Consider the following 24,767-nt stretch of genomic DNA (forward strand, 5'->3'; position numbering starts at 1 on the left):
TTAAAACGTCAGGCCGACGCTATCCCTTAGGTCGCACCGGCCGACCTGCCTTAAACCGCCTTTAGCGCAGACGTGCCACGACATAATCGGCAAGATCGCCAAGCATATCGCGAAGCTCTCCTGCGGGCAGCACCGACAGGCGCGCACGGCCACGGTCGGCCCAATCGATGGCGGCTTGACGGGTTTGTTCCAGCGCGCCATGTGCTTTCATCAGGTCCAAAGCGTGCTCTAGATCACCCTCGTGCTGATCGCCCTTGTCGATCACACGCTTCCAGAATGCGCGCTCTTCGTCATTGGCTTTGGCGATGGTTTTGATGAGCGGTAGCGTCAGCTTGCGCTCGCGGAAGTCATCACCCACATTCTTGCCCATCGTCTTGGCATCGCTGAGATAATCGAGCAGGTCATCGACCACCTGAAACGCAATTCCCAGACTTTCGCCGTAATCATGCAGCGCTGAAATCTGCTCTTCGGGCGCACCTGCCAACACCGCGCCCGCCTCGGCCGAGGCAGAAAACAGCGCCGCCGTCTTGCCGCGCACGACCTTGTAATAGGTGTCCTCAGTCGTCGCGAGGTCTTCGGCGGCACTCAGCTGCAGCACCTCTCCCTCGGTGATGACAGCGCTTGCGTTGGAGAGGATCGACAGCACCCGCAGGTTTTGCGTGTCCGTCATCAACTGGAACGACCGCGCGAACAGATAATCGCCAACCAGCACGCTTGATTTGTTGTCCCACAGCAGGTTCGCGGTGGGCCGCCCCCGGCGCTGCTTGCTTTCATCAACCACATCATCATGCAGGAGGGTCGCGGTGTGGATGAACTCGACCGCCGCAGCGAGATTGTGATGCAGGCTACCCTGATAGCCACACAGCCGCGCCGCCGCGATTGTCAGCATCGGTCGCAGCCGCTTACCACCAGCCCCCACAAGATGCGCGGTCACTTCGGGAATGCGCGGCGCATTTTCCGACGCCATACGCTGCACGATCAGCGCATCTGTCGCGCTTAGATCTGCTTGTAGCGCGTTGGCCAGCCGGTCGTGCGGTTTTTCCGTCTTGTCATCGAAGCTCATTGTCATCCTTCCGCTCTGGCCCCATCTCGACAGGCCGCGCAAGGGGCCGTATGGGAGGGACATGAAAGAGCTATTGCGTAGCACCGACCCTGTCAAACTCGCTTTTGCAGCATCACTGCTTAAGGGCGAGGGTATAGAAGCCTTCCAGATGGACGTCCATATGAGCGTTCTGGAGGGCTCATTGGGCATATTGCCGCGCCGCCTGATGGTGCGCGATGGCGAGTTGTTCCTTGCCCAAGCCGTTTTGCGTGACAATGAGATCGGTCCGGATTGATGTTTGCGCCTGCAGAGTTAAGCGAAGACGGGTTTCTGGGCGGGCGTTTGCGCATTGCGCAGCCCAAGGCGGGCTATCGCGCGGCGATGGATGCGGTGTTTCTGGCGGCGGCGTGCGATGCATCTGCGGGGCAATCGGTGTTGGAACTGGGCTGCGGGGCAGGGGTGGCCAGCCTGTGTCTGGGGGCGCGGGTTGCTAGGCTGCGCCAGACCGGGCTTGAGGTGCAGCCGCGCTACGCCGCTTTGGCGCGGGCCAATGCGCAAAGCAACGCGATGACCCTTGAGGTGATCGAAGGCGATCTGGCAGAGATGCCAGCCGATCTGCGCGCGCGCAGCTTTGATCATATTATTGCTAACCCGCCCTATTTTGTGCCCCAAAGCGGCACTCCGGCCACAGATCGCGAACGCGAGCACGCGCTGCGAGAGGTCACGCCGCTGGCGCTTTGGTTGGATGCTGGGCTGCGCCGCTTGCACCCCGATGGCATGGTGACGCTGATCCAGCAGGCCGACCGGTTGGGCGATATTCTGATAGGTCTGCAAGGGCGCGCCGGGGCGATCACCGTCTTGCCGATAGCGCCGCGCGTCGGGCGTCCGGCACGCCGCGTGATCGTGCAGGCCCGCAAGGGCGCGCGTGCGCCCCTAGAGCTGCTTGCACCACTGATCGTGCACGGCGCGCCGCAGCATACACGCGATGCTGAGGATTTTTCAGAAATTGCGCACGCCATCCTGCGCGATGGTCAAAAATTGCTCATTCGTCGTTAAGCTTTTCGCAAGACTTCGCGAGAAAACTGCTGATTGCCCGTCTTTTTACGACAAACTCGTGACACGACTCAAAAGCTGTGATGCAATCAACGGGCTGACAACAAGAGAGGAGACTGCCATGTCGCTTGGTTCGCATATCACCGAACTTCGCAAAAAACATGAATCTCTGGCGGCGGAGGTAGAACGTGCAGCGCGAAGCCCTGCTACCGACGACCTTGAGATCGCTCGCATGAAGAAGCAAAAGCTCCGACTAAAAGAACAAATTCACCGTCTTGAACAGGCCTGAGGGCCCCTCTCAAAATTACCGGGTCGCCCGTCGCGGCGGCTCGGTTTCAATTACAGGGCGTAGGGCGCGCCGCGCCCCCATCGCCGCTAATCCCGCCCCGCCTGCGATTAGCGCGGCTGCGATCAGCAGAACGGGACTTGCCGGCGCAATTCCCACCATCACTAAAATCAACGTTGAGATCAGCGGCGCCGCGTAGGACGCCGTGCCAAGCAGTTGAATATCGCCACGCTTGACGCCCAGATCCCAAGTATAAAAGGCCAGCCCGACCGGCCCAAGGCCAAGGGCTGCCACCGCCGCCCAGCCCAGCATATGTTGCGGCCAGACCGTCGTTTCGAGCGCGAAATGGGCCGCCCCCGATAAAACCGACGTCGCCAGACAATAGACCGCCACCGCCCCCGTTGGCACCGCGCCAAAGCGGCGCGACAGGAGCGAATAACTTGACCATGTGAGCGCGCAAAGCCCCGCTAAGGCGTAGCCCGGCAGCGCGCTGGCATCGCTCGCAATCCCTCCGCCAAGGATCAGGGCCGCGCCCGCGAATGCCACGAACGCGCCGATGATGTGCCAGGCGTTCAGCCGCTCGCCGGGGAGCAGGCCGGAAAACAACACGATCAGCAGCGGCCAGAGATAGGCGATCAGACCGGCCTGCGCAGGGGGCGCCAGACGCAGCGCAGAAAAATACAGAAAATGATAGCCAAACAGCCCCGCCGTGCCCGCCAGATAGATCGGCCAGCGCACGCAGCGCAGCTGATGTAACCCGCCCGTGACACTTAACCAGATCACCCCGATTGCGCCGCCAATGGCGAAACATATGGCGTTGAGTTGAAGGGGCGGGACGGGGGCAGAGCCGACCGTGAACAGCGCCAGAAGCGACCACAGCAGCACGGCTGTGAACCCGATGAACGTCGCCTTGCTGCGTGTCATGTGCGCTCCACTGAAAGAGGCCCGCAAGATGCGGGCCTCGATACAAAATGCCAAGAGGGGGATCAGACGAAATATTGCCCGCCATTAGCCGTGATCGTCGAGCCAGTGATAAAGCCCGCATCATCGGAGGCCAAAAACACCACCGCGCGCGCGATCTCGGACGGCTCGCCCAGACGCCCGACCGGAATTTGCGCGATGATCGATTCGCGCACTTTTTCGGGCACCGCCATCACCATTTCGGTCCCGATATAGCCCGGGCAGATCGCGTTCACGGTGATATTGGCGCGCGCGCCTTCTTGCGCCAGCGCTTTGGTAAAGCCCAGATCGCCCGCCTTCGCGGCTGAATAGTTCGCTTGTGCGAACTGCCCCTTCTGACCGTTGATCGACGAGATATTGACGATGCGGCCGAATTTGCGCTCGCGCATCCGGGTCCAAAGCGGGTGGGTCATGTTGAACACACCGCTCAGATTGGTGTCGATGACTTGGCTCCACTGCTCGCGCGTCATCTTGTGGAACGGCGCATCGCGGGTGATGCCGGCATTGTTGACAAGGACGTCGATCGGGCCGACCTCTTCCTCGATCTGCGCGATCCCGGCGGCGCAGGCGTCATAATCGGCAACCGACCATTTGTAGGTCTTGATTCCGGTTTCTTCGGTGAACTTCGCGGCCGCCTCATCATTGCCAGCATAATTGGCGACGACGGTGTAGCCTGCCTCGCTGAGTGCAGCCGAAATCGCGGCGCCAATACCGCGTGTTCCGCCGGTGACCAGTGCAACTCTGGACATGATGTTTTCTCCTCCAAATGAATCCCGTTGCAATGGTGTTACCGAAAAGAAAAGAGGCGCGCAACAAAGTTGCGCGCCTCAATCGGAAATAACGGATAAATTTCGCTCACATAGCTTCGATGCACATCGCAACGCCCATGCCGCCGCCGATGCACAACGTGGCCAGACCTTTTTTCGCGCCCGAGCGTTTCATCTCAAACACCAGCGTGTTCAGGATGCGCGCGCCAGAAGCCCCAATCGGGTGGCCGATAGCAATAGCACCGCCATTGACGTTTACTTTTGAGGTATCCCAGCCCAAATCTTTGTTCACCGCGCAAGCCTGAGCCGCAAACGCCTCATTCGCTTCGATCCGGTCTAGATCGTCTACTTTCCAACCCGCTTTCTCCAGCGCTTTGCGCGAAGACGGGATCGGCCCGCAGCCCATGATCGAAGGATCAACCCCTGCTGTCGCGTAGGAAGCAATGCGTGCGAGCGGGGTCAATCCACGCTTGGCGGCCTCTTCTTCGGTCATCAGCAGCACCATCGCGGCGCCATCGTTCAGCCCCGAAGCATTCCCTGCCGTCACGGAACCATCCTTGGTAAAGGCCGGGCGCAATTTTTGCATGCTCTCTAGCGTCGCACCGTGGCGGATATACTCGTCCTGATCGACCACGGTCTCGCCCTTGCGGGTCTTGACGGTAAAGGGGGCGATCTCATCGGCGAATCTGCCCGCCTTTTGCGCAGCTTCGGCCTTGTTCTGGCTAGCGAGTGCAAATTCATCCTGCATCTCACGCGAGATCTGAAATTGCGTGGCGACGTTTTCGGCAGTCTGGCCCATGTGATAGCCGTTGAACGCATCCCACAGGCCATCTTTGATCATCGAGTCGATCATTTTCATGTCGCCCATTTTCTGACCTGCCCGCAGATGCGCGACGTGGGGGCTGAGCGACATGCTTTCCTGACCGCCCGCGACCACGATACTGGCATCCCCAAGCAGGATATGCTGGGCCCCCAGCGCGACGGAGCGCAATCCCGAGCCGCAAACCTGGTTGATCGACCAAGCAGCGGATTCGATTGGCAGGCCAGCATTGATATGGGCCTGACGCGCGGGGTTTTGCCCCTGACCGGCTGTCAGCACCTGACCGAGAATGGTTTCTGATACCTCGCCTTTGTCGATGCCAGCGCGCGCAATCACGGCTTCGATCGCGGCCGCACCCAAATCATGGGCGGGAATGTTCGCGAACGCACCATTAAACGAGCCGACGGCTGTACGCGCAGCCGAGACGATGACGACATTGGTCATGGGATCCTCCTCATCACGAAATAAAGTGCGCGCGATCACGCCCACCTGCTAGCGCGCAGCATGGCGGATACGTGGGGCAGGTCAAGTCGAAACGGTTTGCGAAAGGGTTTGGTCGCGCAATTTTGTTGCGCGACCGTGATGGGGCCGTCCGATGACTTTCCAGCCTTATGGCGCACATGTCAGGCCGTCTTGCGCGGTGCCTGCGAGGCGGGTCGCCAAGGCGGGTTTACTGTCGGCGCACCGTAATAATAGCCTTGCAAGCATTCCACGCCGATTTGGCTAAGGTATTCGGCATCCTGTGCATTTTCGACAGACTCCGCGACCGTGAACATTTCAAAATGACGCGCAATGTCGAGAAGCGATTTCGTCAGGGCTTGATTGTCGGGATCTTGCGCAATGCCGCGAATGAACTGCCCGTCAATTTTGAGAATGTCGAAATAGAATTCGCGCAGGTAGCGAAATGATGTGTAGCCCGCGCCGAAATCATCGAGCGCAAAGCTGACGCCGCGGGCCTGTAAATCTTCCATAAATACCGTTACCAGTTCGGGCATTTGCATGGCCGAGCTTTCGGTTATCTCCAAAATAAGGCGATCTGCGACCGTTTCGTCGATCGCCAACCCGCGATTGAGCGCCTTCATCCAGGCCGGATAACCGATGGAACGCGCCGACATATTGATCGCGAGGCGCAGGCCCTCGTTTTCCATCAACGCTTCTAGGCCCATCTCAATCGCCAAACAGTCCAGTTTTCGGCCCAGTTCGGTCATCTCGACGGTTTCTATGAAATCCTTGGCGGGTATGATGCGACCGGTCTCATCAAGCACCCGGATCAGCCCCTCGTAAAACGCCGGGCGATCAGGGCGCGTGGTCTGCACGACAGGCTGATAGGCCAGCAAAACATCGCGGCGCGCAATCGCGTCGCGCACCAAGGCAATCGTCTGGCGGTCCTGCTCGGCCACAGCATAGGCGAGCGGGTTTCTAAGCTCTGCGTTGATCGGCTCGTGATCTGGCTCTTCGCGATTCGTCATATTCCACTCCATCACCAACATCGTCCAAATTGCGACAAAGGCGCTAATAACCCGTAAAACCGCGCCTCTTTTTGTCAGCATAGTTAATACCCACTTGGTCCCGGTTTTTCGTAAACGATTCGGTAAGTTTAGCGCGCTAGTCTTCCCTGAGTCGCAGCACCCGAGGATCAAATGAGCCATCAAGCCGAGACGGCAGACCGCCACGCCAGAGAAGTTCCTTTCAAGCTTGAAGAGCTGTTTTATTCACGCACCGATTCACGTGGGGTGATTATTGCTGGCAATGAGGTATTTCGTCGGGTCTCGGGTTATGAGTGGAGCGCTCTTCTGGGCGCGCCCCATAAGATCGTGCGCCACCCTGAAACACCACGCGCTGTGTTCCAAATCCTGTGGGATGCGATCCAAAAAGGCTATCCGATGGGGGCCTATGTCAAAAATCGCTCCAAATCAGGTGGCTGGTATTGGGTATTCGCCGTTATTTTGCCGATTGATGGCGGTTTTTTATCCGTGCGGTTAAAGCCCGTCAGTGATTTTTCTGACAAGATGAAACAATCCTACACGACGTTTTCGGAACGCGAGCGCGTAGAAAAAATCGACCCCGAGGAAAGTGCCGGCGTGCTGCGCAAGGGTGCGCAAGCGGACGGCTTTTCAAGCTACACCAATTTTATGGCCCATGCTTTGGGGCATGAATTGGCCGCGCGCGACCGTCAATTGCGCCGTACCGAAGATCCGCGCACCCAAGTCTTGGTGGAGATGAACACCGCGATGGAGCGCGCCACTAAGGAACAGGTCGGCTTGCTACGCAGTTTCGAGGCGCTGCAAGCCGTGCCCAATAACATGCGCATTGTCGCCTCGCGGTTGGAACCCTCGGGTGGGCCGGTTTCGGCGATTTCGGAGAATTACAAAGCGTCGTCGGTGGTGATTTCAGATCGCTTGCGCAGTTTTGTCGCCGGGGAGGGGAATATCTTCGATCAGATGTCGCGCGAGGTGGCGCGTGCATTGTTCCTTTTGGGAAGCAACCGTGTGCTGTCCGAGATGAACGCGAAATTCGTGCAGACGGACCCGGTTAATGGCATCGACTGGGCGACAGAGCGTGAATTGCTGAATAAGCTTGAGAAAAAGGCGTCGAATGACGCGCGCGCGGCCATGGGAAAGGCTGCTTCGATTGCCGCTCAGCTAACCCAGCAAAGCCGCGAGATCCGGCGCCAGATGCTGGGCCTTGATACCATCCGCGTGCTCGGCCGGGTCGAATGCGGTCGGATGCGCGACAATTCGGGCGGGTTGAGTGCGACGATTGATCAACTCGACGGGTTCCACGATGACATCAAGGGACGTCTGGAAGCAATCATGCGCCTCTCGGAGGAGATTGAGCAGTCAGTGGCACGCTATTTGCGTCAATCCAAAGCGGCGTAGCAAGTGGCTCCGGCGGGGTTGCACCTGTGTTTTAAGTGATTTCCAGCACGAGACCAGCACTGCCAACCATGCCCAAACGACGCACGCTCATTAAAAGACGCACGCTCACTAAGAAACGTCGCCACAGGCATGATGCGCTAAGCCATGCAAACGGGTGGGGGCGCGCAATTCCCGCACACTCCTCCGATTTCCGCGTCAGTTTTTGATCATCGCTTCAAGCAGCTTTTTGGCCTCGGGCGAATCCCATTGCGCCCCGCCTATCATCCGCCCGACCTCGTCGCCGTTTTGGTCGATGAGCACCGAAACCGGTAGGCCCAGCACGCCCATCGCACGCGACGCAAAGGCCGCCTCGTCATAAAAGCGCGGCAGCGCGCCAAGCTTTTCCTTGTCAAAGAACGCGCCGACCTTGGCGGGCGAATTCGACCCGCCCGTGGCAATAGTCACCACGGCGAAATGATCTCCCCCCAACTCTTTTTCGAGCGTGTTGAGATAGGGCATTTCCTCGCGACAGGGCGGGCACCAGGTCGCCCAGAAATTCACCAACACGACCTTGCCCTTATAATCGGCGAGGGAATGTTCGCCGCCCTCGTCATCGGTAAAGGAAAATGCGGGAACCGGCAGCGGTTTGGAATAGACGACAAGCGATTCCATCGATCCTTCTTTCAGCGTATTCAGATCGGCGGCCTGCGCAGCATTTGCACCCAGTGCCAGCGCCGTATAAAGGACAAGAAACCGTAACATATTGCCTCCGCAAAAGGGCTCGAACCATGACTGACGCCACCAAAGATACCCAAGCCTCCAACGCGATGTGGGGCGGGCGTTTCGCCGCGGGGCCGGACGCCATCATGGAGGCGATTAATGCGTCCATCGGCTACGACCAGCGGCTCTATGCCCAAGATATCCGTGGCAGCCGGGCTCATGCTGCGATGCTCGCCGCACAAGGTATCATCAGTGATAAGGATGCGCAGGCCATCGGGGAAGGCCTGATCACGGTTTTGTCAGAAATCGAGGCCGGTGATTTTCCGTTTTCCACCGCGCTCGAAGATATTCACATGAATGTCGAGGCGCGGCTCAAGGATCTGATCGGTGAGCCAGCGGGGCGTTTGCACACGGCGCGCTCGCGCAATGACCAGGTCGCGACCGATTTCCGGCTGTGGGTGCGCGAGCAATGCGATGCCGCGATCACTTCGCTGGATGCGCTGATCCGTGTGGCGGTGACCCGCGCGGAAGAGGGCGCGGATTGGGTGATGCCCGGTTTCACCCATCTGCAAACCGCGCAGCCCGTGACCTTTGGCCACCACATGATGGCCTATGTCGAGATGTTCGCGCGCGACAAATCTCGCTTTGAGGATGCGCGCAAACGGATGAACGAGTGTCCCTTGGGTGCTGCGGCGTTGGCGGGCACTGGGTTCGATATCGACCGCCATGCCACGGCGCAGGCCTTGGGCTTTGATCGCCCGATGGCCAATAGCCTTGATGCGGTATCAGACCGTGATTTCGCGCTGGAATTTCTGTCGGCCTCGACGATTTGCGCCGTTCACCTAAGCCGCCTTGCCGAAGAACTGGTGATCTGGTCCTCGGCGCAGTTCCGCTTTGTGTCGATGTCGGATAAATGGTCGACGGGCAGTTCCATCATGCCGCAGAAACGCAACCCCGATGCCGCCGAGCTGATCCGCGCCAAGATCGGGCGCATCCTTGGGGCAAGCGTCGCGCTGTTTACCGTGATGAAGGGCCTGCCTCTGGCCTATTCCAAGGACATGCAGGAAGACAAAGAGCAGGTCTTTGATGCCGCCGATAACCTGATGCTGGCGCTGGCCGCAATGGCCGGAATGATCGGCGATCTGTCGGTGCATCAGGCCAATCTCGAGGCCGCTGCCTCGGGCGGGTTCTCCACCGCCACCGACCTCGCCGATTGGCTGGTGCGCGAGGCAGGTCTGCCCTTCCGCGACGCCCATCACGTCACCGGCTCGCTGGTCGCAATGGCGGAAAACGCGGGCTGCGATCTGCCCGATCTGACGCTGGAGCAGATGCAATCGGTCAATCCTGCGATCACCAAAGACGTGTTTGGCGTGCTGGGTGTGCATAATTCCGTAGCTTCGCGCCAGTCTTACGGCGGCACCGCGCCCGATCAGGTGCGCGCGCAGGTGGCGCGCTGGAAGGAGATTTTGGGATGAAGATTGCTGCCCTTTTGATGGCCACCCTTTTTGCCCTGACCGCCTGTGGTGTTGATGGTCCGCCTACGCCGCCCGATCAGGTCACCACCCAGTAACCGGAAGATATCATGGATCATTTTCTGTATCGCGACGGTGTTTTGCATGCCGAAGACGTGCCTCTGCCCGAAATCGCGGCCAGCGTCGGCACGCCGTTCTACGTCTATTCGGCGGCGACTTTGACGCGCCATTTCAAGCTGTTCCAAGAGGCGCTGAACTGGACCAACCACCTGATCTGTTTCGCGATCAAATCCAACTCCAACCTTGCCGTGCTGAAACTTTTGGGCGATCTCGGCGCGGGCATGGATGTGGTTTCGGGGGGGGAATATTGCCGTGCGCGCGCGGCTGGTGTGCCCGGTAATCGCGTGGTGTTTTCGGGGGTGGGCAAGACGCGCGAGGAAATCACCTATGTGCTGGAAAACGGCATCCGTCAGTTCAACGTCGAAAGCGAACCTGAACTCGAGGCGATCTCGGAGATTGCCGCGCAGATGGGCGTCATCGCACCGATTGCGCTGCGCGTGAACCCCGATGTTGACGCCAAAACGCATGAGAAAATTGCCACCGGAAAATCGGAAAACAAGTTCGGTATCCCGATCGCCAAGGCCCGCGCAGTCTATGCGCAGGCTGCGAAACTTCCGGGGATCGAGGTCGTGGGCGTCGATGTGCATATCGGCTCGCAACTGACGGATCTTGAACCTTTTGATGCCGCGTTTGCCAAGGTGCGCGACCTCACGCTGGCGCTGCGCGAGGATGGCCACGATATCCGCCGCCTCGATCTGGGCGGCGGGCTTGGCATTCCTTACGAGCGCTCCAACTCCGCACCGCCTTTGCCGATCGAATACGGTCAGGTGATCGAGCGCGCGTTGGGCGATCTGGGCTGCGAAATCGAGATCGAGCCGGGCCGTCTGATCGCGGGCAATGCGGGGCTTCTGGTCAGTTCGGTGATCTATCTCAAAGAGGGCGAGGGGCGCGATTTCCTGATTCTCGATGCGGCGATGAATGACCTCGTGCGCCCCTCAATGTATGGCGCTTATCACGATATCGTCCCGGTGATCGAACCCGAGCCCGGCACGCAATCCGCGCCCTATGACATCGTCGGGCCGGTCTGCGAAACCGGCGATACCTTTGCCAAAGCGCGCGATATGACCCCGCTTGCACCGGGCGATCTGGTGGCGTTCCGTTCGGCGGGCGCTTACGGCGCGGTGATGTCGTCGGAATATAATTCGCGCCCGCTGATCCCCGAGGTTCTGGTGCAGGGCGGCGAATTTGCTCTCATTCGGGCAAGACCGAGCTTTGAAGAAATGCTGGCGCGCGATACCATCCCCGAGTGGCTCTGACCCAGTGGGCGGGAATCAGCGGCCGATGAAAGGGAGACATGCCGGTTAAACGCTGGTTTGCAAAAGCGACATCACGCGCGCCGCGTGCGGATCGGATCGGCCGGGGACCCTTGGCCCCGTTCGCGCGCCCGATCGCGCTGACCTATGCGGGGCTGGTGCTGGAACGCGGCTTGCGTGCGTTCTGGCCGCTGCTGTCTTTGCTCGCGCTGATCGGTGCCGCGCAGGCGTTTGCACTGCCTTTGGAACTGGGACTGGCGGCGCGTTGGTTCTGGCTGGCGGCGTTGATTGCCGTGCTGTCCGCGCTTGGCTGGGGCGCGTGGCGGATGCGCTGGCCACGCCGGATCGAGGCAATCGCGCGCCTTGATGCCACGCTACCGGGCCGCCCACTTTCTGCGCTCAGCGATGAGATGGCGCTGGGCTTTGATGACCCTGGCGCGCGCGCGCTTTGGGCGGCGCATTTGGCGCGCATGGCGCAGGTGGCACAGGGCGCACGCGCGCCACGCCCCGACCCTGATCTGGCGCGCCGTGACCCCTACGCGCTGCGCCTGACCGCGCTGACCGCGCTGGCTGTGGCGGTAATTTTCGGCGTTCCCCAACGCATTTGGCACCCGACCGAAGGTATGCCCGGCACCCCCGGTAGCGCCGAGGCTGCGATGGGTCCAAGCTGGGAAGGCTGGGCCTCGCCGCCGCGCTATACTGGCAAGCCGGGGCTGTATCTCAACAAGGTTGAGGGCGACACGATCAACGTGCCCGAAGGCACCCGGTTCTCGATCCGTCTTTACGGTGCGACGGGCGCGATTGGGTTCTCGGAAACTGTTTCGAACCCCGCGGCGCTGCCCGAGCAAGGCGCGGCACAGGCAGGCGCGGGCATCGAAACCCATGAATTTGAGGCCGAGCGCAGCGGTGTGATCACGCTCAAGGGGCCAGCGGGGCGCGTGTTTCATGTCGTCGTTGCTGGCGACAGCGCCCCCTCGGTCACGCTTGAAAAAATCGCCGAGCGGCGCGCCGATGGCAAGCTTTCGCAGCCGTTCCACGCGCAGGATGATTACGCCGTGACCACCGGGCATGCGGTGATCACGCTCGATCTGGCCAAGGTGGATCGCCGCTACGGTCTGGCCATCGCGCCCGAGCAGCGCCCCGATCTGATCTACGATCTGCCGATGCCGATCACCGGAACGCGCACCGATTTCACAGAAAATCTGGTCGAAGACGCCGCCAAGCATCCTTGGGCAAACTTGCCCGTCAAGCTGACACTTGAGGTCGAGGATGGGCGTGGTCAGACTGGTAAATCACCCGTTCAGGAGATGGTGCTGCCCGGCAAACGCTTTTTCGATCCGCTGGCTGCAGCGCTGATCGAGGTGCGCCGCGATCTGCTATGGTCGCGCGCCAATGCGGGCTATGACGCCGATCTGCTGCGCGCGCTGACCAACCGCCACGAGGGCTTTATCAAGCGCGAGGAGGTCTATCTGATGATGCGCCTCGTGATCGGGCGGCTTGAGGATACCAGCCTGACCCCCGAGGCGCGTGATGAGATCGCCGAGGCGTTGTGGAAAATGGCCGAGCTGGTCGAGGATGGCGGGCTGGCCGATGCGCTGGCTGCGATGCAGAAGGCGCAGGAAAAGCTGTCCGAGGCGATCCGCAATGGTGCCAGCCAAGACGAAATCGCCAAGCTGATGCAAGAGCTGAAAGAGGCGACCGACAACTACATCAAGATGCTGGCCGAGCGCGCGCAAGAGCAGGAAGACGGCCCGCAATTTGGCGAGCAGAACCAGCCGAGCCAGCAGATCACCGGCGACCAGATTCAACAGATGATGGACCAGATCCAAAAGCTGATGGAAGAGGGCCGGATGGCCGAGGCGCAGGAACTGCTCGACCAACTCGCGCGGATGATGGAAAATCTCAAGGTCACGCAGGGCCAAGGCGGGCAGGGCGATATGCCCGGCGGCAAGGCGATGCGCGATCTGCAGGACACGCTGAAAAAGCAGCAGGATCTGTCCGACGAGGCCTTCCGCGATCTGCAAGATCAGTTCATCAGCCCCGAGGAACGCCAGCGCCAAGCCGAGTCTGGTCAGCAAGGCCAGCAGGGTCAGCAAGGCGAGGGCCAACAGGGAGAAGGCGAACAGGGTCAACAGGGCCAAGGACAAGAAGGCCAACAGGGCCAGCAAGGCCAAGGCCAACAAGGACAGGGCCAACAAGGACAGGGCCAACAAGGACAGGGCGACCAGCCGGGAGATCAGCAAGGCTCTGGTCCCGGCGGTCAGGATCAGGCGCAGCGTGACGGACAGGGCCAAGGCGATCAGCCCGGGCTAGAGGGCGGACAGGGCGGCACGCAGGGACAAAGCCTTGCGCAACGCCAGCGTGACTTGCGCCGCGAACTGGACCGCCAGAAAGGCCTGCTTCCGGGCTACGGCGGCGAGGCGGGTGAAGAGGCGGACAAACGGCTTGGCGATGCCGGGCGCGCGATGGATGAGGCCGAACAGGCGCTGCGTGAAGGCGATAACAGCACTGCCATCGACCGTCAGGCCGACGCCATCGAGGCCCTGCGTGAAGGGATGCGTGCGCTGGGCCAAGCGATGCGCGGCGAGCAGGCGCGCCAGCAGGGTCAGCCCGGCGAAAGCGGGCAGCGTCAAGCTGGAACGCCGGGCCAGAATGGTGCGGATGGTATGGCGCGCGATCCGCTGGGCCGCGCGCAGGGCGATGGCAACCAACTCGGCACGGATCGCGAAATGCTGCAAGGCGGAGACGTATATCGGCGCGCGCAAAATCTGCTTGATGAGATTCGCCGTCGCTCGGGCGAAAGGCTGCGCCCTGAGGAAGAACTCGATTATCTCAAGCGCTTGCTCGATCAGTTTGGCAATGCCGGTTAAGGGAATTTCGGGGCGCTAAATGGCCCTGAAATCACCAAGCCCGCCTAGCGAGGTAGCGTTTAATGCGCGTCCGTCTGATCGCCTTGCAGCTTGTCGGTCATCGCACTCATCTGATCATTCAGCCAGACCCGCCCCTGATCGACTGTCGCGACATAGCGCGCCATCGGGGCCGCTGCCGCAGGGAAGCGCGCGCTGATACGAGGCGCAAAAATATAGGTCAGCGCAAATACTGCGGCGAGCAGAAGGACGACGACAAACCCGCGCGAGAACCCCGAGCGCCGCCGTGCAGCCATCTCGGGCGAGCTTTCGGCAATCGATTCACCCGTGCGATCTGTGGTCGCGGTGAGCGTATCGTTGATTTCGTCGATATTGGGCAACCGTTCGCGCCCGCGCGTGCGCTGAGGGTCATCGGGTTCGCTGCCATTCAGATCCGCGACGCGATCTTCATCCTCGGCGTCAGGATCATTGAGATCCGAGAAATCGGGAACCGAGCGGCGCTGCTCAGCCAACCGCGCTGCGGGCGCAATAGGGGCTTCGGTCGCCTCGGGAGCGCCATCAAGCGCCATCTCGTCTTGCACCTGCAACTCACTGACACCCTCGGCGCGGCGATGCGCGGCTTCGCGTTCGGCTTCTTCGCGCAGCACGGACAGCAGGCTGTCATCCAGCGGCTTGCGTGGCGTTGCGCCCGCTTTCGGAGCCGCGCCAATGGCGTCCTCCGCCGTTCCGACCGCCAAAAGCGATGCGATCGCGACATCGGTGTCATCCTTGTCGCGCGTATCGTCATCGGCGGGCGACGTATCCTGTAGGGCCTTGTTCGGTTCGGCCTCAACGGCGGCGCTATGGGCCTCCATATCGGCCTGCGCAGCAACTTCAGAGAGCGGCGCGATTTCTTCTGACTCGGGATCGGCGGTGTCTTCACCTTCCTCGGCGTCGAAATCCCAATCAATCTCTTCTTCGCTGTCCTCAAACGCGTCTTCTACACTTGGCGCATCTTCGGTTGAGTCTGCTTCGACCGTTGCCGTCTCGGGCGCCTCCGCACCCACATCAGCGACCGGTGCATCCGCCGCGCTTTCCCACTCCTTGGCGTCCCAATCCTCGGGAGCCGGGTCGGGTTCGGGCGTTGCGGCCTCGGCGTCAAGCATGGCTTTAGAGGGCTGAAACCAGCCATGCGCGCAATTCGAACATTGCACATCACGGCCGTTCGGCGGGATGACCGCGTCGTCCACTTCGTACTGAGCGCCGCAATTGGGGCAAACCAAGCGCATTTTTTATCCCGTCCCTGCCCATGTTGGCGTTTTGCTGTTCTGGCCAACCGCTTCTTTATGTTGTAGCAAGCGCAAGACGAAAGTCCAAGCATTTTGGTCACATAAGACCTTTGAAGCGCACAAAATAGAGGGCTTGGCAGTGATCAAACTGCAACATGTGGCGATGAGCTATGGCGGCAAAGAGCTGTTAAGCGACATGTCGCTTAGCTTGGCGCCCGGATCGTTCCATTTTTTGACCGGTCCGTCGGGCGCAGGCAAGACGACGTTTCTCAAGCTTTGCTACGCTGAATTGCTGCCCTCGGCGGGGCAAATGACGCTGTTTGGCAAGGATGCGCTGGGCATGACGCGCGACGATATCGCCGGTATTCGCCAGCGTATCGGTGTCGTGCATCAGGATTGCCAGTTCCTCGAACACCTCTCGGTTGAGGAAAACGTGGCGCTGCCCTTAACGGTGTCGCGCCGTTCGGCGAACGCGGGGGAGCTGCGTGAATTGCTGGGCTGGGTCGGGCTGAAACATCGCCGCGAGGCGCTGCCCGCACAGCTTTCCGGGGGCGAGCGGCAACGCGCGGCACTGGCGCGCGCGATCATCATGTCGCCCGATGTGATTTTGGCGGATGAGCCGACAGGCAACCTCGATTGGGAAATGTCGCTGCGTCTATTGTCGCTGCTGACAGAGCTGAACCGGATGGGCAAGACGGTGGTCATCGCCACGCATGACCTGAACCTGATCCGGCAAGCCAAGGCGCAGGTCTCGGCGCGGGTTTTGCGCATCGCAAATCGTCGCTTGCAACATGCGGGGGCCGATCTGTGATACGCGCAGCGCTGTCTTTGTTGAAATCTGAACGTCCCGGCGCGGATCGTGTTGTGCCGCCCACGGGTTTTACCGCGCGCCTGACGTTGCTGACCGCCGCAGCGATGGCGTTTCTGGCGGTGTTCGCGCTGGCTTTGTCGCTGGCGACGGGGCGGCTGGCGGATCGCTGGGCCGATAGTCTGGCGCGCTCGGCGACGATTCGCATTTCGGCTCCGCCTGATCAGATGGAGGCGCAGGTCGCCGCCGTGCTAGGGGTGCTGAAAACAACGCCCGGCGTGGCCAGTGACCGGGTGCTGGGAAATGACGAGATGAAAGACCTGCTCAAGCCGTGGTTTGGTCCTGATCTGCCGGTTGATGCGCTGCCGCTGCCCAAGCTGATCGCCGTCACCGAGACCAACTCGGGCGTCGATTCCGAAGGCTTGCGCCTGCGTCTGCAGGCCGAGGCGCCCGGGGCGGTGTTTGACGATCACACCCGTTGGCGGCGCCCGCTGGTGGCGGCCGCAGAGCGGCTGCGACTGCTGGGGCTGATGTCGCTCTTGCTCATTTTCGGCGCGATGGCGGGGATGATTACGCTGGCCGCGCAGGCCGCTTTGGCCGCCAATGGGCAGGTGATTGCCACGCTGCGATTGGTTGGCGCGCGCGATACATTCATCGCCCGCGCTTTCGTGCGCCGATTCACGCTGCGCGGTCTCGCAGGGGCGGGGCTTGGTGTGCTATTGGGAATGGCGGCGATGGCCGCGCTGCCCTCGGCCAATGAGGCGGGGGGCTTTCTGACGGGCCTCGGCTTTAGCGGCTGGGGTTGGTTCTGGCCGCTGATTATTCCGCCGGTGGCTGCGATTGTCGCCTATGGCGCGACCCGTTTTGCCGCCGCGCGCATGCTTCGGAGAATTCGCTGATGACAGACCCTGCTAAATCCCGCCTTCCCGGCAAGATCACTTGGTTCAGCTATGTGCGTGCTGCGGTGTTCTATATTCATATCTCGCTGGCGACGCTGTTTTTCGGTATCTGGGGGCTGATTTTCCAGCTGCCCCGAGGCCGTGTCGGGGCGCATCGCGTGGCCTCGGTCTGGTCGGGGCATCTGCTATCGGCGGCGCGGTTTTATCTGGGGCTGCGCTATGAATTGCGCGGCGAGATGCCCACTGGCGACTGTCTGGTCGGGGCCAAGCATCAAAGCTTTTTCGACATTCTGATCCTTACCCATCATATGCCCAATCGCACTTTCATCATGAAAAAGCAGATCATGAACGTGCCGATCATGGGTTGGTATGCGCTGCAAGCCGGTTGCATCCCGATTGATCGCTCGCGCGGGTCAGAGGCGATGAAAGTGATGCTGGACGGGGTGAGAAAGGCGCAAAAAGAAGGGCTTGGCCAGCTGATCATTTACCCTGAGGGCACGCGCACACATCCCGGCGAAAAGCGGCGCTACAAGCAGGGGATCGGGGTGATTGCGGACGCCACGGGCCTGCCCGTCTACCCGGTCGCCACCAATGTCGGCCTGTTCTGGAGCAAGCGCGGTTGGCCGTTTCATTCCGGGGTCGGCGTGGTTGAGTTCCTGCCTCCGATTCCAGCCGGACTGTCTGCGCCCGAAGTTCTGGCCGAGTTGCAACAGCGGGTCGAGACGCATTCGGATGCGCTGATGGCAGAGGCCGGTTTCGTCGCGCCGCAGGGCGAACCTGCCGCGTAATCAAGCGTTTTCAGGGTGTGAAACGGGACAGGGCGCGATTTACGCCGCTAGCCCCTTGGTGCCAATGTCGAGGAATTTCTTGCGCCGCGCGTGAATCAATTCGGCAGGCTTTAGCCCATCCAACTCGCCCAGCATCAGCTCAATTTCCGCGCCAACCGAAGCAATCGCCGCGGTGGCATCGCGTTGCGCGCCGCCCATCGGCTCTTTGATGATGCGATCAATCACGCCCAGCTTTTTCAGGTCTTGCGCGGTCAGGCGCAACGCATCGGCAGCTTCGCGCATCTTCTCGGCATCCTTCCACAGGATCGAGGCGCAGCCCTCGGGCGAGATCACCGAATAGACCGAATGTTCCAGCATCGCGACGCGATCCCCGGTCGCAAACGCAACAGCGCCGCCCGAGCCACCTTCACCGATGATCACCGAAATCAGCGGCACGCCGATCTGCAGACATTTCTCGGTCGAACGCGCGATCGCTTCGGATTGGCCGCGCTCTTCGGCGCCTTTGCCGGGATAGGCGCCGGGCGTGTCGATCAGCGCCACCACGGGTAGCCCGAACCGCGCAGCCAGATCCATCAAGCGAACCGCCTTGCGGTAGCCTTCCGGGCGCGCCATGCCGAAATTGCGTTCGATCCGGCTGGTGGTGTCATGGCCTTTTTCATGTCCGATCACCATTACAGGACGATCATTCAGACGTGCCAGCCCGCCCATCACCGCATGGTCATCGGCAAAGTTGCGATCACCTGCGAGGGGGGTGAACTCGGTGAAAAGTTGGTCGATATAGTCGCGGCAATGGGGCCGTTCGGGGTGGCGCGCGACCTGACATTTGCGCCAGGCGCTAAGATCTTTGTAAAGATCGCGCAGCATCGTGTCGGCCTTTTTGTCGAGGGCCTTGGCCTCTTTCTCGACATCCATCTGCTCATTCTTCCGGGCAAGCGCGCGCAGCTCTTCGGCTTTGCCTTCGATTTCGGCGAGCGGTTTTTCAAATTCGAGATAGGTCATGGATCACCCCGGTATCGCAATTTGACCCATTCTATGAAGCGCGCGTTGGGGAAATGCAACCGCGCGCGCAGGTCAATGCCGCAGTTGCGAAGGCGAGATCGGCTGCTAGGCTGGCGCTCTAGGATGTAAATGAATCAGCAAGATTGGGGGCGCTATGGCGTTTGAAGTCGAATTGAAACATATCCCTTCGGTGCGTTTGGCCGGGCTGGCGCATCGCGGACCCTATCCCACAATCGGGCCGATCTTTCGAGAATTGGCCGCATTGATCCCCGAACCCTCATGGGTCGAGGTCGAAGGGGGCGCGATGATCGGGCATGACAACCCGCGTGAGGTTGCGCCCGAAAATCTGCGATCTCATGCGTGTTTTATCGTCAGTGAGGGCTTTGCGCTGGTGCCGCCGCTGGAAGAAATCCGTTATCCTTCAGGGCGTAACGCGGTTTTGCGTGTGCAAGGCCCCTATACCTTGCTGCCTGAAGCCTACCGTTGGTTTATTGAGGACTGGTTTCCAAATTCGGGCGAACGACACCGCGATCTGGCAATGTATGAGGTCTATCTGAATGACCCCAGCAACACCGCGCCCGAGGATCTGGTGACGGAAATCCGGTTGCCGTTAAAAGGCTGACCCGCGTTACGCCCCTGTCACATCTGGATGGGAATAGGGCGCGAGAAACGGAGACGCCCCAGCTTTGGGCCGGGGCGTTCCTATTCCCTCATGCGACCGGGCCTCCCCTCCCTGTCGCTCCGGGATTCCATCACTATACCGCGATTCGTTTTTACTTGGCTTAGTTTTTAATCATTTCAGCCTGTCTGACAATCACTTCAGCCTGTTTTATTGAAGCAATGTCTACGAGACGGCCTTTATAGACGGTTGCGCCTTCGCCTCGCGCGGTCGCTTCTTCCATTGCGGCTAGGATTTCGCGCGCTTCGTTCACGGCAGCTTGCGAGGGCGTGAAGACCTCATTTGCCAGCGCGATCTGCTTGGGGTGGATCGCCCATTTACCAACCATGCCCAATGTGGCCGAGCGCAGGGCTTGCGCGCGGAAACCCTCATCATCGGAGAAATCGCCAAACGGGCCGTCGACGGGCAGGATGCCATGGGTGCGACACGCCGCGACGATGGCAGTTTGCGCCCAGTGCCACGGGTCCGACCAGTATTTCGCTCCCTCGCGCAGCATATAGTAGTTTTCCTGCGTGCCCCCGATCCCGGTGGTCTGCATGCCCATCGAGGCGGCGAAATCAGCCGCACCAAGGCTCATCGCTTGCAGGCGCGGGCTAGAGGCTGCGATTTCTTCGACATGGGCGATGCCAGCGGCACTTTCGATGATCACCTCAAAGCTGATCTTTTTCTTGCGCCCTTTGGCGGTCTCGATCGCGGTGACCAGCGCGTCAACGGCATAAACATCCGCTGCGCAGCCCACTTTCGGGATCATAATCTGGTCAATGCGTTCGCTACCCTCTTCGAGCAGCTCAACCACATCACGATACCAGTAAGGCGTATCCAGACCGTTAATGCGCACCGATAGATATTTGCTGTTCCAGTCGATCTCGTGGCTGGCCGTGATGATATTGCGCCGCGCTTGCGCCTTGTCATTGGGGGCAACCGAATCCTCGAGATCAAGGTTGATGACATCGGCTGCCGAGGCTGCCATCTTGGGAAACAGCTTGATGTTAGAGCCGGGGCCGAACAATTGGCAACGGTTCGGACGGGCAGGGGAGGCAGGTTGGAGGCGGAAGCTCATCGCAGGCCCTTTCGCAAGGAAGTTACGTTTCTGGTTGCGGATTGGGTATATTGTTGCGCGATGGCTTGCAAGTCGATTTTGCACTCGCAGAATCGCAAGCCGCGATGCAGCATGGTTTGTAGGCACTTCGGGGGAATCTTCGGCGCGCCCGCTCGATAATCGAAGAATCTTGTGCATGACCTCACCTCTCGCGCGAAAATCCCCAAGATATTTTCGATTCGCGCCCTATTATCGTTCTAAATTCGCAACAGGAGACCCGAATGGCACTGATCGACACCCCCTATCTGCTGTTTCTGGGCGATGCGCCCGACCCGTTGGCCGCAAAAGTCGCGCAAGGGATCAAGGATTGGCGCCCTGAATTTGCCGTCGGCCAATATCGGATGGAGGGTTGTCAGGCCGATATGGGCATTCCCGACATGGATCTCGCCGAAGCAATTGCGGCGGGCTGCAAGACGCTGGTGATCGGGGTTGCCAACCGGGGCGGCGTGATCAGCCAAGCGTGGAAGAAGGTGCTGGTGCAGGCGCTGGAAGAGGGGCTCGATATTGCCTCTGGCTTGCACAACCTGCTGCGCGATGAACCCGAGTTGGTCGCGGTGGCCGAGGCCTGTGGCCGTCAGCTGCATGACGTGCGCATCCCGGCGGTGAAATACCCGATCGCCAATGGCGAAAAACGCACCGGCAAGCGCTGTGTGGCGGTGGGCACGGATTGCTCGGTCGGCAAGATGTACACCTCGCTGTGTCTTGAGCGTGAGATGCTGGATCGCGGCATGAAGGCCAGCTTCCGCGCAACCGGGCAGACCGGCATCCTGATCACCGGCGACGGTGTGCCGCTGGATGCTGTGATCGCCGATTTCATGGCCGGCTCGATTGAATATCTCACGCCTGACAACGACGCTGACCACTGGGATCTGATCGAGGGGCAGGGCAGCCTGTTCCACGTTTCCTATTCGGGTGTGACGATGGCGTTGATCCATGGCGGTGCGCCCGATGCGCTGATCTTGTCGCATGAACCCACGCGCACACATATGCGCGGGTTGCCGGGCTATACGCTGCCCTCGCTGCAAGCGCTACGCGATACGGCGCTGACCCTTGCGCGGGTCGCTAATCCCGATTGCCAGGTTGTGGGCATTTCGGTCAACACGCAAAAGATGCCCGAGGAGGACGCGCGCGCCTATCTGACCAAGATCGAGGCCGAAATGAACTTGCCCGCCACCGACCCGTTCCGCTTTGGCGCGGGCAAACTGGTGGACGCGCTCGCTGCAATCTGATCGGATGCGCAGGTGGCCGGGGGCAGGAGCCTCCGGCGGGAGTATTTCGGGCTAGATGAAAGGGGCGCAGATGATCCGCGTTCAGCATGACACGTTCAAATTGGCGCAGGTGTTCACCATCGCGCGCGGCTCTAAAACTGCGGCCGAGGTGTTGACCGCCACGGTTGAACGCGATGGCGCAAAGGGCTGGGGCGAATGTGTGCCCTATGCGCGCTATGGCGAAAGCATCGATAGCGTCACCGCCCAGATCGAAAGCCTGCCGCAGGGGATCACCCGCGCCGAGTTGCAAGAGGCATTGCCCGCAGGGGCGGCACGCAACGCGGTCGACTGTGCCTTGTGGGACTGGGAGGCCAAGCGCGCAGGCAAATCGATTTGGCAGTTGGCCGGTCTGGCGCGCCCCGAACCGCTGATCACCGCTTACACGCTGTCGCTGGATACGCCCGAGGCGATGCGTGCCTCTGCAGCCGCGCAGGCCCATCGCCCGCTGCTGAAAATCAAGCTCGGCACGCCTGATGACTTGCCGCGTTTGCGCGCGGTGCGTGAGGGTGCCCCCGATGCCCGCATTATCATTGATGCCAATGAGGGCTGGGAGTTAGAGACCTTCCTTGATCTGCAAGCAGAGTTGCACGCGCTGGGCGTCGTGTTGGTTGAGCAACCCTTGCCAGCGGCTGGGGATGAGGCGCTGTCGGGCATCGAACGCCTCGTGCCGATATGCGCTGATGAAAGCTGCCATGACCGCGAAAGCCTGATTGATCTGCGCGGCAAATATGACGTCATCAATATCAAGCTCGACAAAACCGGCGGGCTGACCGAGGCGCTGGCCCTGCGTGCGCTGGCGCGCTCCGAGGGGTTTGGCATCATGGTGGGTTGCATGGTCGGGTCAAGCCTTGCTATGGCGCCCGCCGCTTTGGTCGCGCAAGGCGCCGATTTCGTGGACCTTGACGGCCCGTTGCTTCTGGCCGAAGACCGCAAAACGCCTTTGCACTACAAAGGCAGTGAAATGGACCCGCCAGAGCCAGAGCTTTGGGGTTGAGTGAAGGAGATCGAAATGAGCCGGACTGTCTATCTGAACGGGGCGTATCTGCCCGAGGAAGAGGCCAAGGTCTCAATCTTTGACCGGGGCTTCGTGATGGGCGATGCGGTTTATGAGGTGACCTCGGTGCTGGGCGGCAAGATATTGGAGTTTGAGGGCCACATGACTCGTCTTGCCCGTTCGCTCAGCGAGATGGAGATGACATGTGATCTGAGCCGCGAAGAATGGATCGACATTCACCGCGAGCTGATCGCGCGCAATGCTATCGACGAGGGGCTGGTTTATTTGCAGATCTCGCGCGGCAATGCGGGGGATCGCGATTTCCACTATCCGCCTGCGGGCACGCCGCCCACCGTGGTGCTGTATACCCAAGCCCTACCGAATCTCGCCGATGATCCCAAAGCCAAGACCGGTATCAAGGTGATCTCGCTGCCCGATCTGCGCTGGCATCGCCGCGATATCAAAACCGTGCAACTGCTGTATCCGTCGATGGCCAAGATGGCCGCCGAAGCCGCGGGCAAGCATGATGCGTGGTTTGTCGAGGACGGGTTTGTCACCGAGGGCAGCTCGAACAACACCTATATTGTCAAGGGCAACAAGATCATCACGCGCCAACTCAGCCACGATATCTTGCACGGGATCACCCGCGCTTCGCTGTTGAAATACGCCGCCGAAGCGCAGATGGAGATCGAGGAACGCCCCTATACCATCGCCGAGGCGCAAGCGGCTGATGAGGCGTTTTTCACCTCGGCCTCCGCTTTTGTGATGCCGGTTGTCGAAGTTGACGACGTGGCAATCGGTACAGGCAAACCCGGCCCCGTCGCGGCGCGTTTGCGCGAAATCTACCTTGAGGAAAGTCTCAAAGCGGCAATCTGATCGGCCCCTGATCGCAAGATATCAAAAAGCCCCGGCCAGCCCAGCCGGGGCTTTTCTAGCACGCGCCTTGCCTGTGTTCAGGCGGCGTGTGCGCGGAAAGACATGACCGCAGGCGTCAACGTGGTCGGGTCGGTGTTTTCAATCAGCAAGACCGGCTCATTCGCGATCAACGCAATCGCGTGGTGGCCCGTGGCGTCGGGTTCAAAGCGGATTGCAGCGGCGCGCGGGGCAGGGCCGTCAAGTTCCAGCGTTATCTTATCACCGGGCGCAAAATCCGTGACGCGGGGCAGGTCATCTGCTGCATCGGTCTGCGCCTCGGGGGCCTCCAGCATCGCCTCGATCCGTGCCATCACGTCAGCATCGGCGTCGCTGGGTACGGGTGTCATTGGGCGCACGGTTGGCGCTGCGTCTTCAAGGACCGGCTCACGCAACTCATTTAGCGGCATGATCGGCGCGCTTAAATCGGCCAGCGGTTCGTCCAGCTCAGTCACGCCGACGCGTTTGAACCGACGCAGCTTGAAACGGGGTAGTCTGAAACGAGGCAGCGCCAGCGTGATCCGCTTGCGCCGCGCGGGTTTGGGGGCGTCACTTTGGCCATTCTCCTGCGCGCCCTTTTGGGCCTCATGCGCGTGCGCCCGCGTTCCCATGCCTGCGCGGCGGGGCGCGAACTCGGCCCAGCCCAGCACGGCAAGCGCGATCGTTACGGCAAGAAACAAGGCGAACATAGCTGCAAACTCCAGGATGTCGGGGGCAGCTTGGGGGTGGCGGGCGCAATCGGCAAGGCGTTTGTGCGCGCTTTGGGGCGCGATTGTTTACCGTTGCTTTACCAATCTCAACAACTTGGTGGGATTGGCTAAAATGGGAGCATCAA

24 protein-coding genes are annotated in these 24,767 nt (G+C 60.7%); 14 read left to right on the plus strand and 10 right to left on the minus strand.

The window, feature by feature from the left end:
- Positions 1–61: 61 nt before the first annotated feature.
- Positions 62–1,063, minus strand: coding sequence for a polyprenyl synthetase family protein (locus ACN0SD_RS05555; protein WP_417807237.1), 1,002 nt, complete (start codon positions 1,061–1,063; stop codon positions 62–64).
- Between the two features lie 61 nt (positions 1,064–1,124).
- Here ACN0SD_RS05555 and ACN0SD_RS05560 point away from each other — a divergent pair, with 61 nt between their 5' ends.
- The 3 genes from ACN0SD_RS05560 to ACN0SD_RS05570 all read left to right on the plus strand — a co-directional run bounded on the left by ACN0SD_RS05560 (position 1,125) and on the right by ACN0SD_RS05570 (position 2,384).
- Complete coding sequence (locus ACN0SD_RS05560; protein ID WP_038131679.1) at positions 1,125–1,337, plus strand: DUF2007 domain-containing protein; 213 nt, start codon at positions 1,125–1,127, stop codon at positions 1,335–1,337.
- Positions 1,337–2,098, plus strand: a complete 762-nt coding sequence (locus ACN0SD_RS05565; protein ID WP_417807238.1) for a tRNA1(Val) (adenine(37)-N6)-methyltransferase — start codon at positions 1,337–1,339, stop codon at positions 2,096–2,098. Before ACN0SD_RS05560 ends, ACN0SD_RS05565 begins: the two co-directional genes overlap by 1 nt.
- Positions 2,099–2,216: 118 nt before the next feature.
- Positions 2,217–2,384, plus strand: coding sequence for a YdcH family protein (locus ACN0SD_RS05570; protein ID WP_417807239.1), 168 nt, complete (start codon positions 2,217–2,219; stop codon positions 2,382–2,384).
- 15 nt (positions 2,385–2,399) lie between these two features.
- Here ACN0SD_RS05570 and ACN0SD_RS05575 read toward each other — a convergent pair whose 3' ends face one another.
- The 4 genes from ACN0SD_RS05575 to ACN0SD_RS05590 form a co-directional block, all read right to left on the minus strand.
- Complete coding sequence (locus tag ACN0SD_RS05575) at positions 2,400–3,305, minus strand: DMT family transporter (protein ID WP_417807240.1); 906 nt, start codon at positions 3,303–3,305, stop codon at positions 2,400–2,402.
- A gap of 62 nt (positions 3,306–3,367) precedes the next feature.
- The gene (locus ACN0SD_RS05580) at positions 3,368–4,090 is read right to left on the minus strand and encodes a beta-ketoacyl-ACP reductase (RefSeq protein ID WP_417807241.1); all 723 of its coding nucleotides are present in this window, start codon (positions 4,088–4,090) and stop codon (positions 3,368–3,370) included.
- 106 nt (positions 4,091–4,196) lie between these two features.
- Positions 4,197–5,372 (minus strand): acetyl-CoA C-acetyltransferase, encoded by a 1,176-nt coding sequence (locus tag ACN0SD_RS05585; protein WP_417807242.1) that lies wholly within the window; start codon positions 5,370–5,372, stop codon positions 4,197–4,199.
- Between the two features lie 179 nt (positions 5,373–5,551).
- The gene (locus ACN0SD_RS05590) at positions 5,552–6,397 is read right to left on the minus strand and encodes an EAL domain-containing protein (protein WP_417807243.1); all 846 of its coding nucleotides are present in this window, start codon (positions 6,395–6,397) and stop codon (positions 5,552–5,554) included.
- A 171-nt stretch (positions 6,398–6,568) separates the two neighbouring features.
- On the opposite strand from ACN0SD_RS05590, the gene ACN0SD_RS05595 reads away from it, so the two are divergent.
- Positions 6,569–7,807 carry a PAS domain-containing protein gene (locus ACN0SD_RS05595; RefSeq protein ID WP_417807244.1) on the plus strand — a complete coding sequence of 413 codons (1,239 nt, stop codon included), beginning with the start codon at positions 6,569–6,571 and terminating at the stop codon, positions 7,805–7,807.
- Between the two features lie 195 nt (positions 7,808–8,002).
- Here ACN0SD_RS05595 and ACN0SD_RS05600 read toward each other — a convergent pair whose 3' ends face one another.
- Positions 8,003–8,548: a TlpA family protein disulfide reductase gene (locus tag ACN0SD_RS05600; protein WP_417807245.1), complete on the minus strand. Its 546-nt coding sequence runs from the start codon at positions 8,546–8,548 to the stop codon at positions 8,003–8,005.
- Between the two features lie 26 nt (positions 8,549–8,574).
- Here ACN0SD_RS05600 and argH point away from each other — a divergent pair, with 26 nt between their 5' ends.
- From argH to ACN0SD_RS05615, 3 genes are all read left to right on the plus strand, one after another.
- Positions 8,575–9,981, plus strand: coding sequence for an argininosuccinate lyase (argH, locus tag ACN0SD_RS05605; RefSeq protein WP_417807246.1), 1,407 nt, complete (start codon positions 8,575–8,577; stop codon positions 9,979–9,981).
- Positions 9,982–10,088: 107 nt separating this feature from the next.
- Positions 10,089–11,354 (plus strand): diaminopimelate decarboxylase, encoded by a 1,266-nt coding sequence (lysA, locus tag ACN0SD_RS05610; protein ID WP_417807247.1) that lies wholly within the window; start codon positions 10,089–10,091, stop codon positions 11,352–11,354.
- Positions 11,355–11,392: 38 nt separating this feature from the next.
- Positions 11,393–14,221: a DUF4175 domain-containing protein gene (locus ACN0SD_RS05615; RefSeq protein WP_417807248.1), complete on the plus strand. Its 2,829-nt coding sequence runs from the start codon at positions 11,393–11,395 to the stop codon at positions 14,219–14,221.
- Between the two features lie 59 nt (positions 14,222–14,280).
- On the opposite strand, the gene ACN0SD_RS05620 is transcribed toward ACN0SD_RS05615, so the two are convergent.
- Positions 14,281–15,486 (minus strand): zinc-ribbon domain-containing protein, encoded by a 1,206-nt coding sequence (locus tag ACN0SD_RS05620; protein WP_417807249.1) that lies wholly within the window; start codon positions 15,484–15,486, stop codon positions 14,281–14,283.
- A gap of 139 nt (positions 15,487–15,625) precedes the next feature.
- On the opposite strand from ACN0SD_RS05620, the gene ACN0SD_RS05625 reads away from it, so the two are divergent.
- From ACN0SD_RS05625 to ACN0SD_RS05635, 3 genes are read left to right on the plus strand one after another with little or no spacing between them, the layout of a single operon-like run.
- Positions 15,626–16,297, plus strand: coding sequence for a cell division ATP-binding protein FtsE (locus tag ACN0SD_RS05625; RefSeq protein WP_417807250.1), 672 nt, complete (start codon positions 15,626–15,628; stop codon positions 16,295–16,297).
- Entirely contained in the window at positions 16,294–17,193 is a 900-nt protein-coding gene (locus ACN0SD_RS05630) for a cell division protein FtsX (RefSeq protein ID WP_417807251.1), read from the plus strand. Before ACN0SD_RS05625 ends, ACN0SD_RS05630 begins: the two co-directional genes overlap by 4 nt.
- Entirely contained in the window at positions 17,193–17,981 is a 789-nt protein-coding gene (locus tag ACN0SD_RS05635) for a lysophospholipid acyltransferase family protein (RefSeq protein ID WP_417807252.1), read from the plus strand. Before ACN0SD_RS05630 ends, ACN0SD_RS05635 begins: the two co-directional genes overlap by 1 nt.
- Positions 17,982–18,020: 39 nt before the next feature.
- Here ACN0SD_RS05635 and ACN0SD_RS05640 read toward each other — a convergent pair whose 3' ends face one another.
- Positions 18,021–18,980 (minus strand): acetyl-CoA carboxylase carboxyltransferase subunit alpha, encoded by a 960-nt coding sequence (locus ACN0SD_RS05640; protein WP_417807253.1) that lies wholly within the window; start codon positions 18,978–18,980, stop codon positions 18,021–18,023.
- Between the two features lie 154 nt (positions 18,981–19,134).
- Here ACN0SD_RS05640 and ACN0SD_RS05645 point away from each other — a divergent pair, with 154 nt between their 5' ends.
- The gene (locus ACN0SD_RS05645) at positions 19,135–19,602 is read left to right on the plus strand and encodes an AraC family transcriptional regulator (protein ID WP_417807254.1); all 468 of its coding nucleotides are present in this window, start codon (positions 19,135–19,137) and stop codon (positions 19,600–19,602) included.
- Positions 19,603–19,762: 160 nt separating this feature from the next.
- Here the strand turns inward: ACN0SD_RS05645 and ACN0SD_RS05650 are convergent, their stop codons facing one another.
- Positions 19,763–20,719, minus strand: coding sequence for an L-malyl-CoA/beta-methylmalyl-CoA lyase (locus ACN0SD_RS05650; protein ID WP_417807255.1), 957 nt, complete (start codon positions 20,717–20,719; stop codon positions 19,763–19,765).
- Between the two features lie 266 nt (positions 20,720–20,985).
- On the opposite strand from ACN0SD_RS05650, the gene dgcN reads away from it, so the two are divergent.
- The 3 genes from dgcN to ACN0SD_RS05665 all read left to right on the plus strand — a co-directional run bounded on the left by dgcN (position 20,986) and on the right by ACN0SD_RS05665 (position 23,896).
- Positions 20,986–21,987: an N-acetyltransferase DgcN gene (gene dgcN, locus ACN0SD_RS05655; RefSeq protein WP_417807538.1), complete on the plus strand. Its 1,002-nt coding sequence runs from the start codon at positions 20,986–20,988 to the stop codon at positions 21,985–21,987.
- 70 nt (positions 21,988–22,057) lie between these two features.
- The gene (dgcA, locus tag ACN0SD_RS05660; protein ID WP_417807256.1) at positions 22,058–23,020 is read left to right on the plus strand and encodes an N-acetyl-D-Glu racemase DgcA; all 963 of its coding nucleotides are present in this window, start codon (positions 22,058–22,060) and stop codon (positions 23,018–23,020) included.
- Between the two features lie 15 nt (positions 23,021–23,035).
- Positions 23,036–23,896: a D-amino-acid transaminase gene (locus ACN0SD_RS05665; RefSeq protein WP_417807257.1), complete on the plus strand. Its 861-nt coding sequence runs from the start codon at positions 23,036–23,038 to the stop codon at positions 23,894–23,896.
- 77 nt (positions 23,897–23,973) lie between these two features.
- On the opposite strand, the gene ACN0SD_RS05670 is transcribed toward ACN0SD_RS05665, so the two are convergent.
- Complete coding sequence (locus ACN0SD_RS05670) at positions 23,974–24,621, minus strand: hypothetical protein (RefSeq protein ID WP_417807258.1); 648 nt, start codon at positions 24,619–24,621, stop codon at positions 23,974–23,976.
- Positions 24,622–24,767: the final 146 nt, after the last annotated feature.

It is taken from the genome of Thioclava sp. (genome assembly GCF_048263065.1).
Taxonomy (GTDB): domain Bacteria; phylum Pseudomonadota; class Alphaproteobacteria; order Rhodobacterales; family Rhodobacteraceae; genus Thioclava.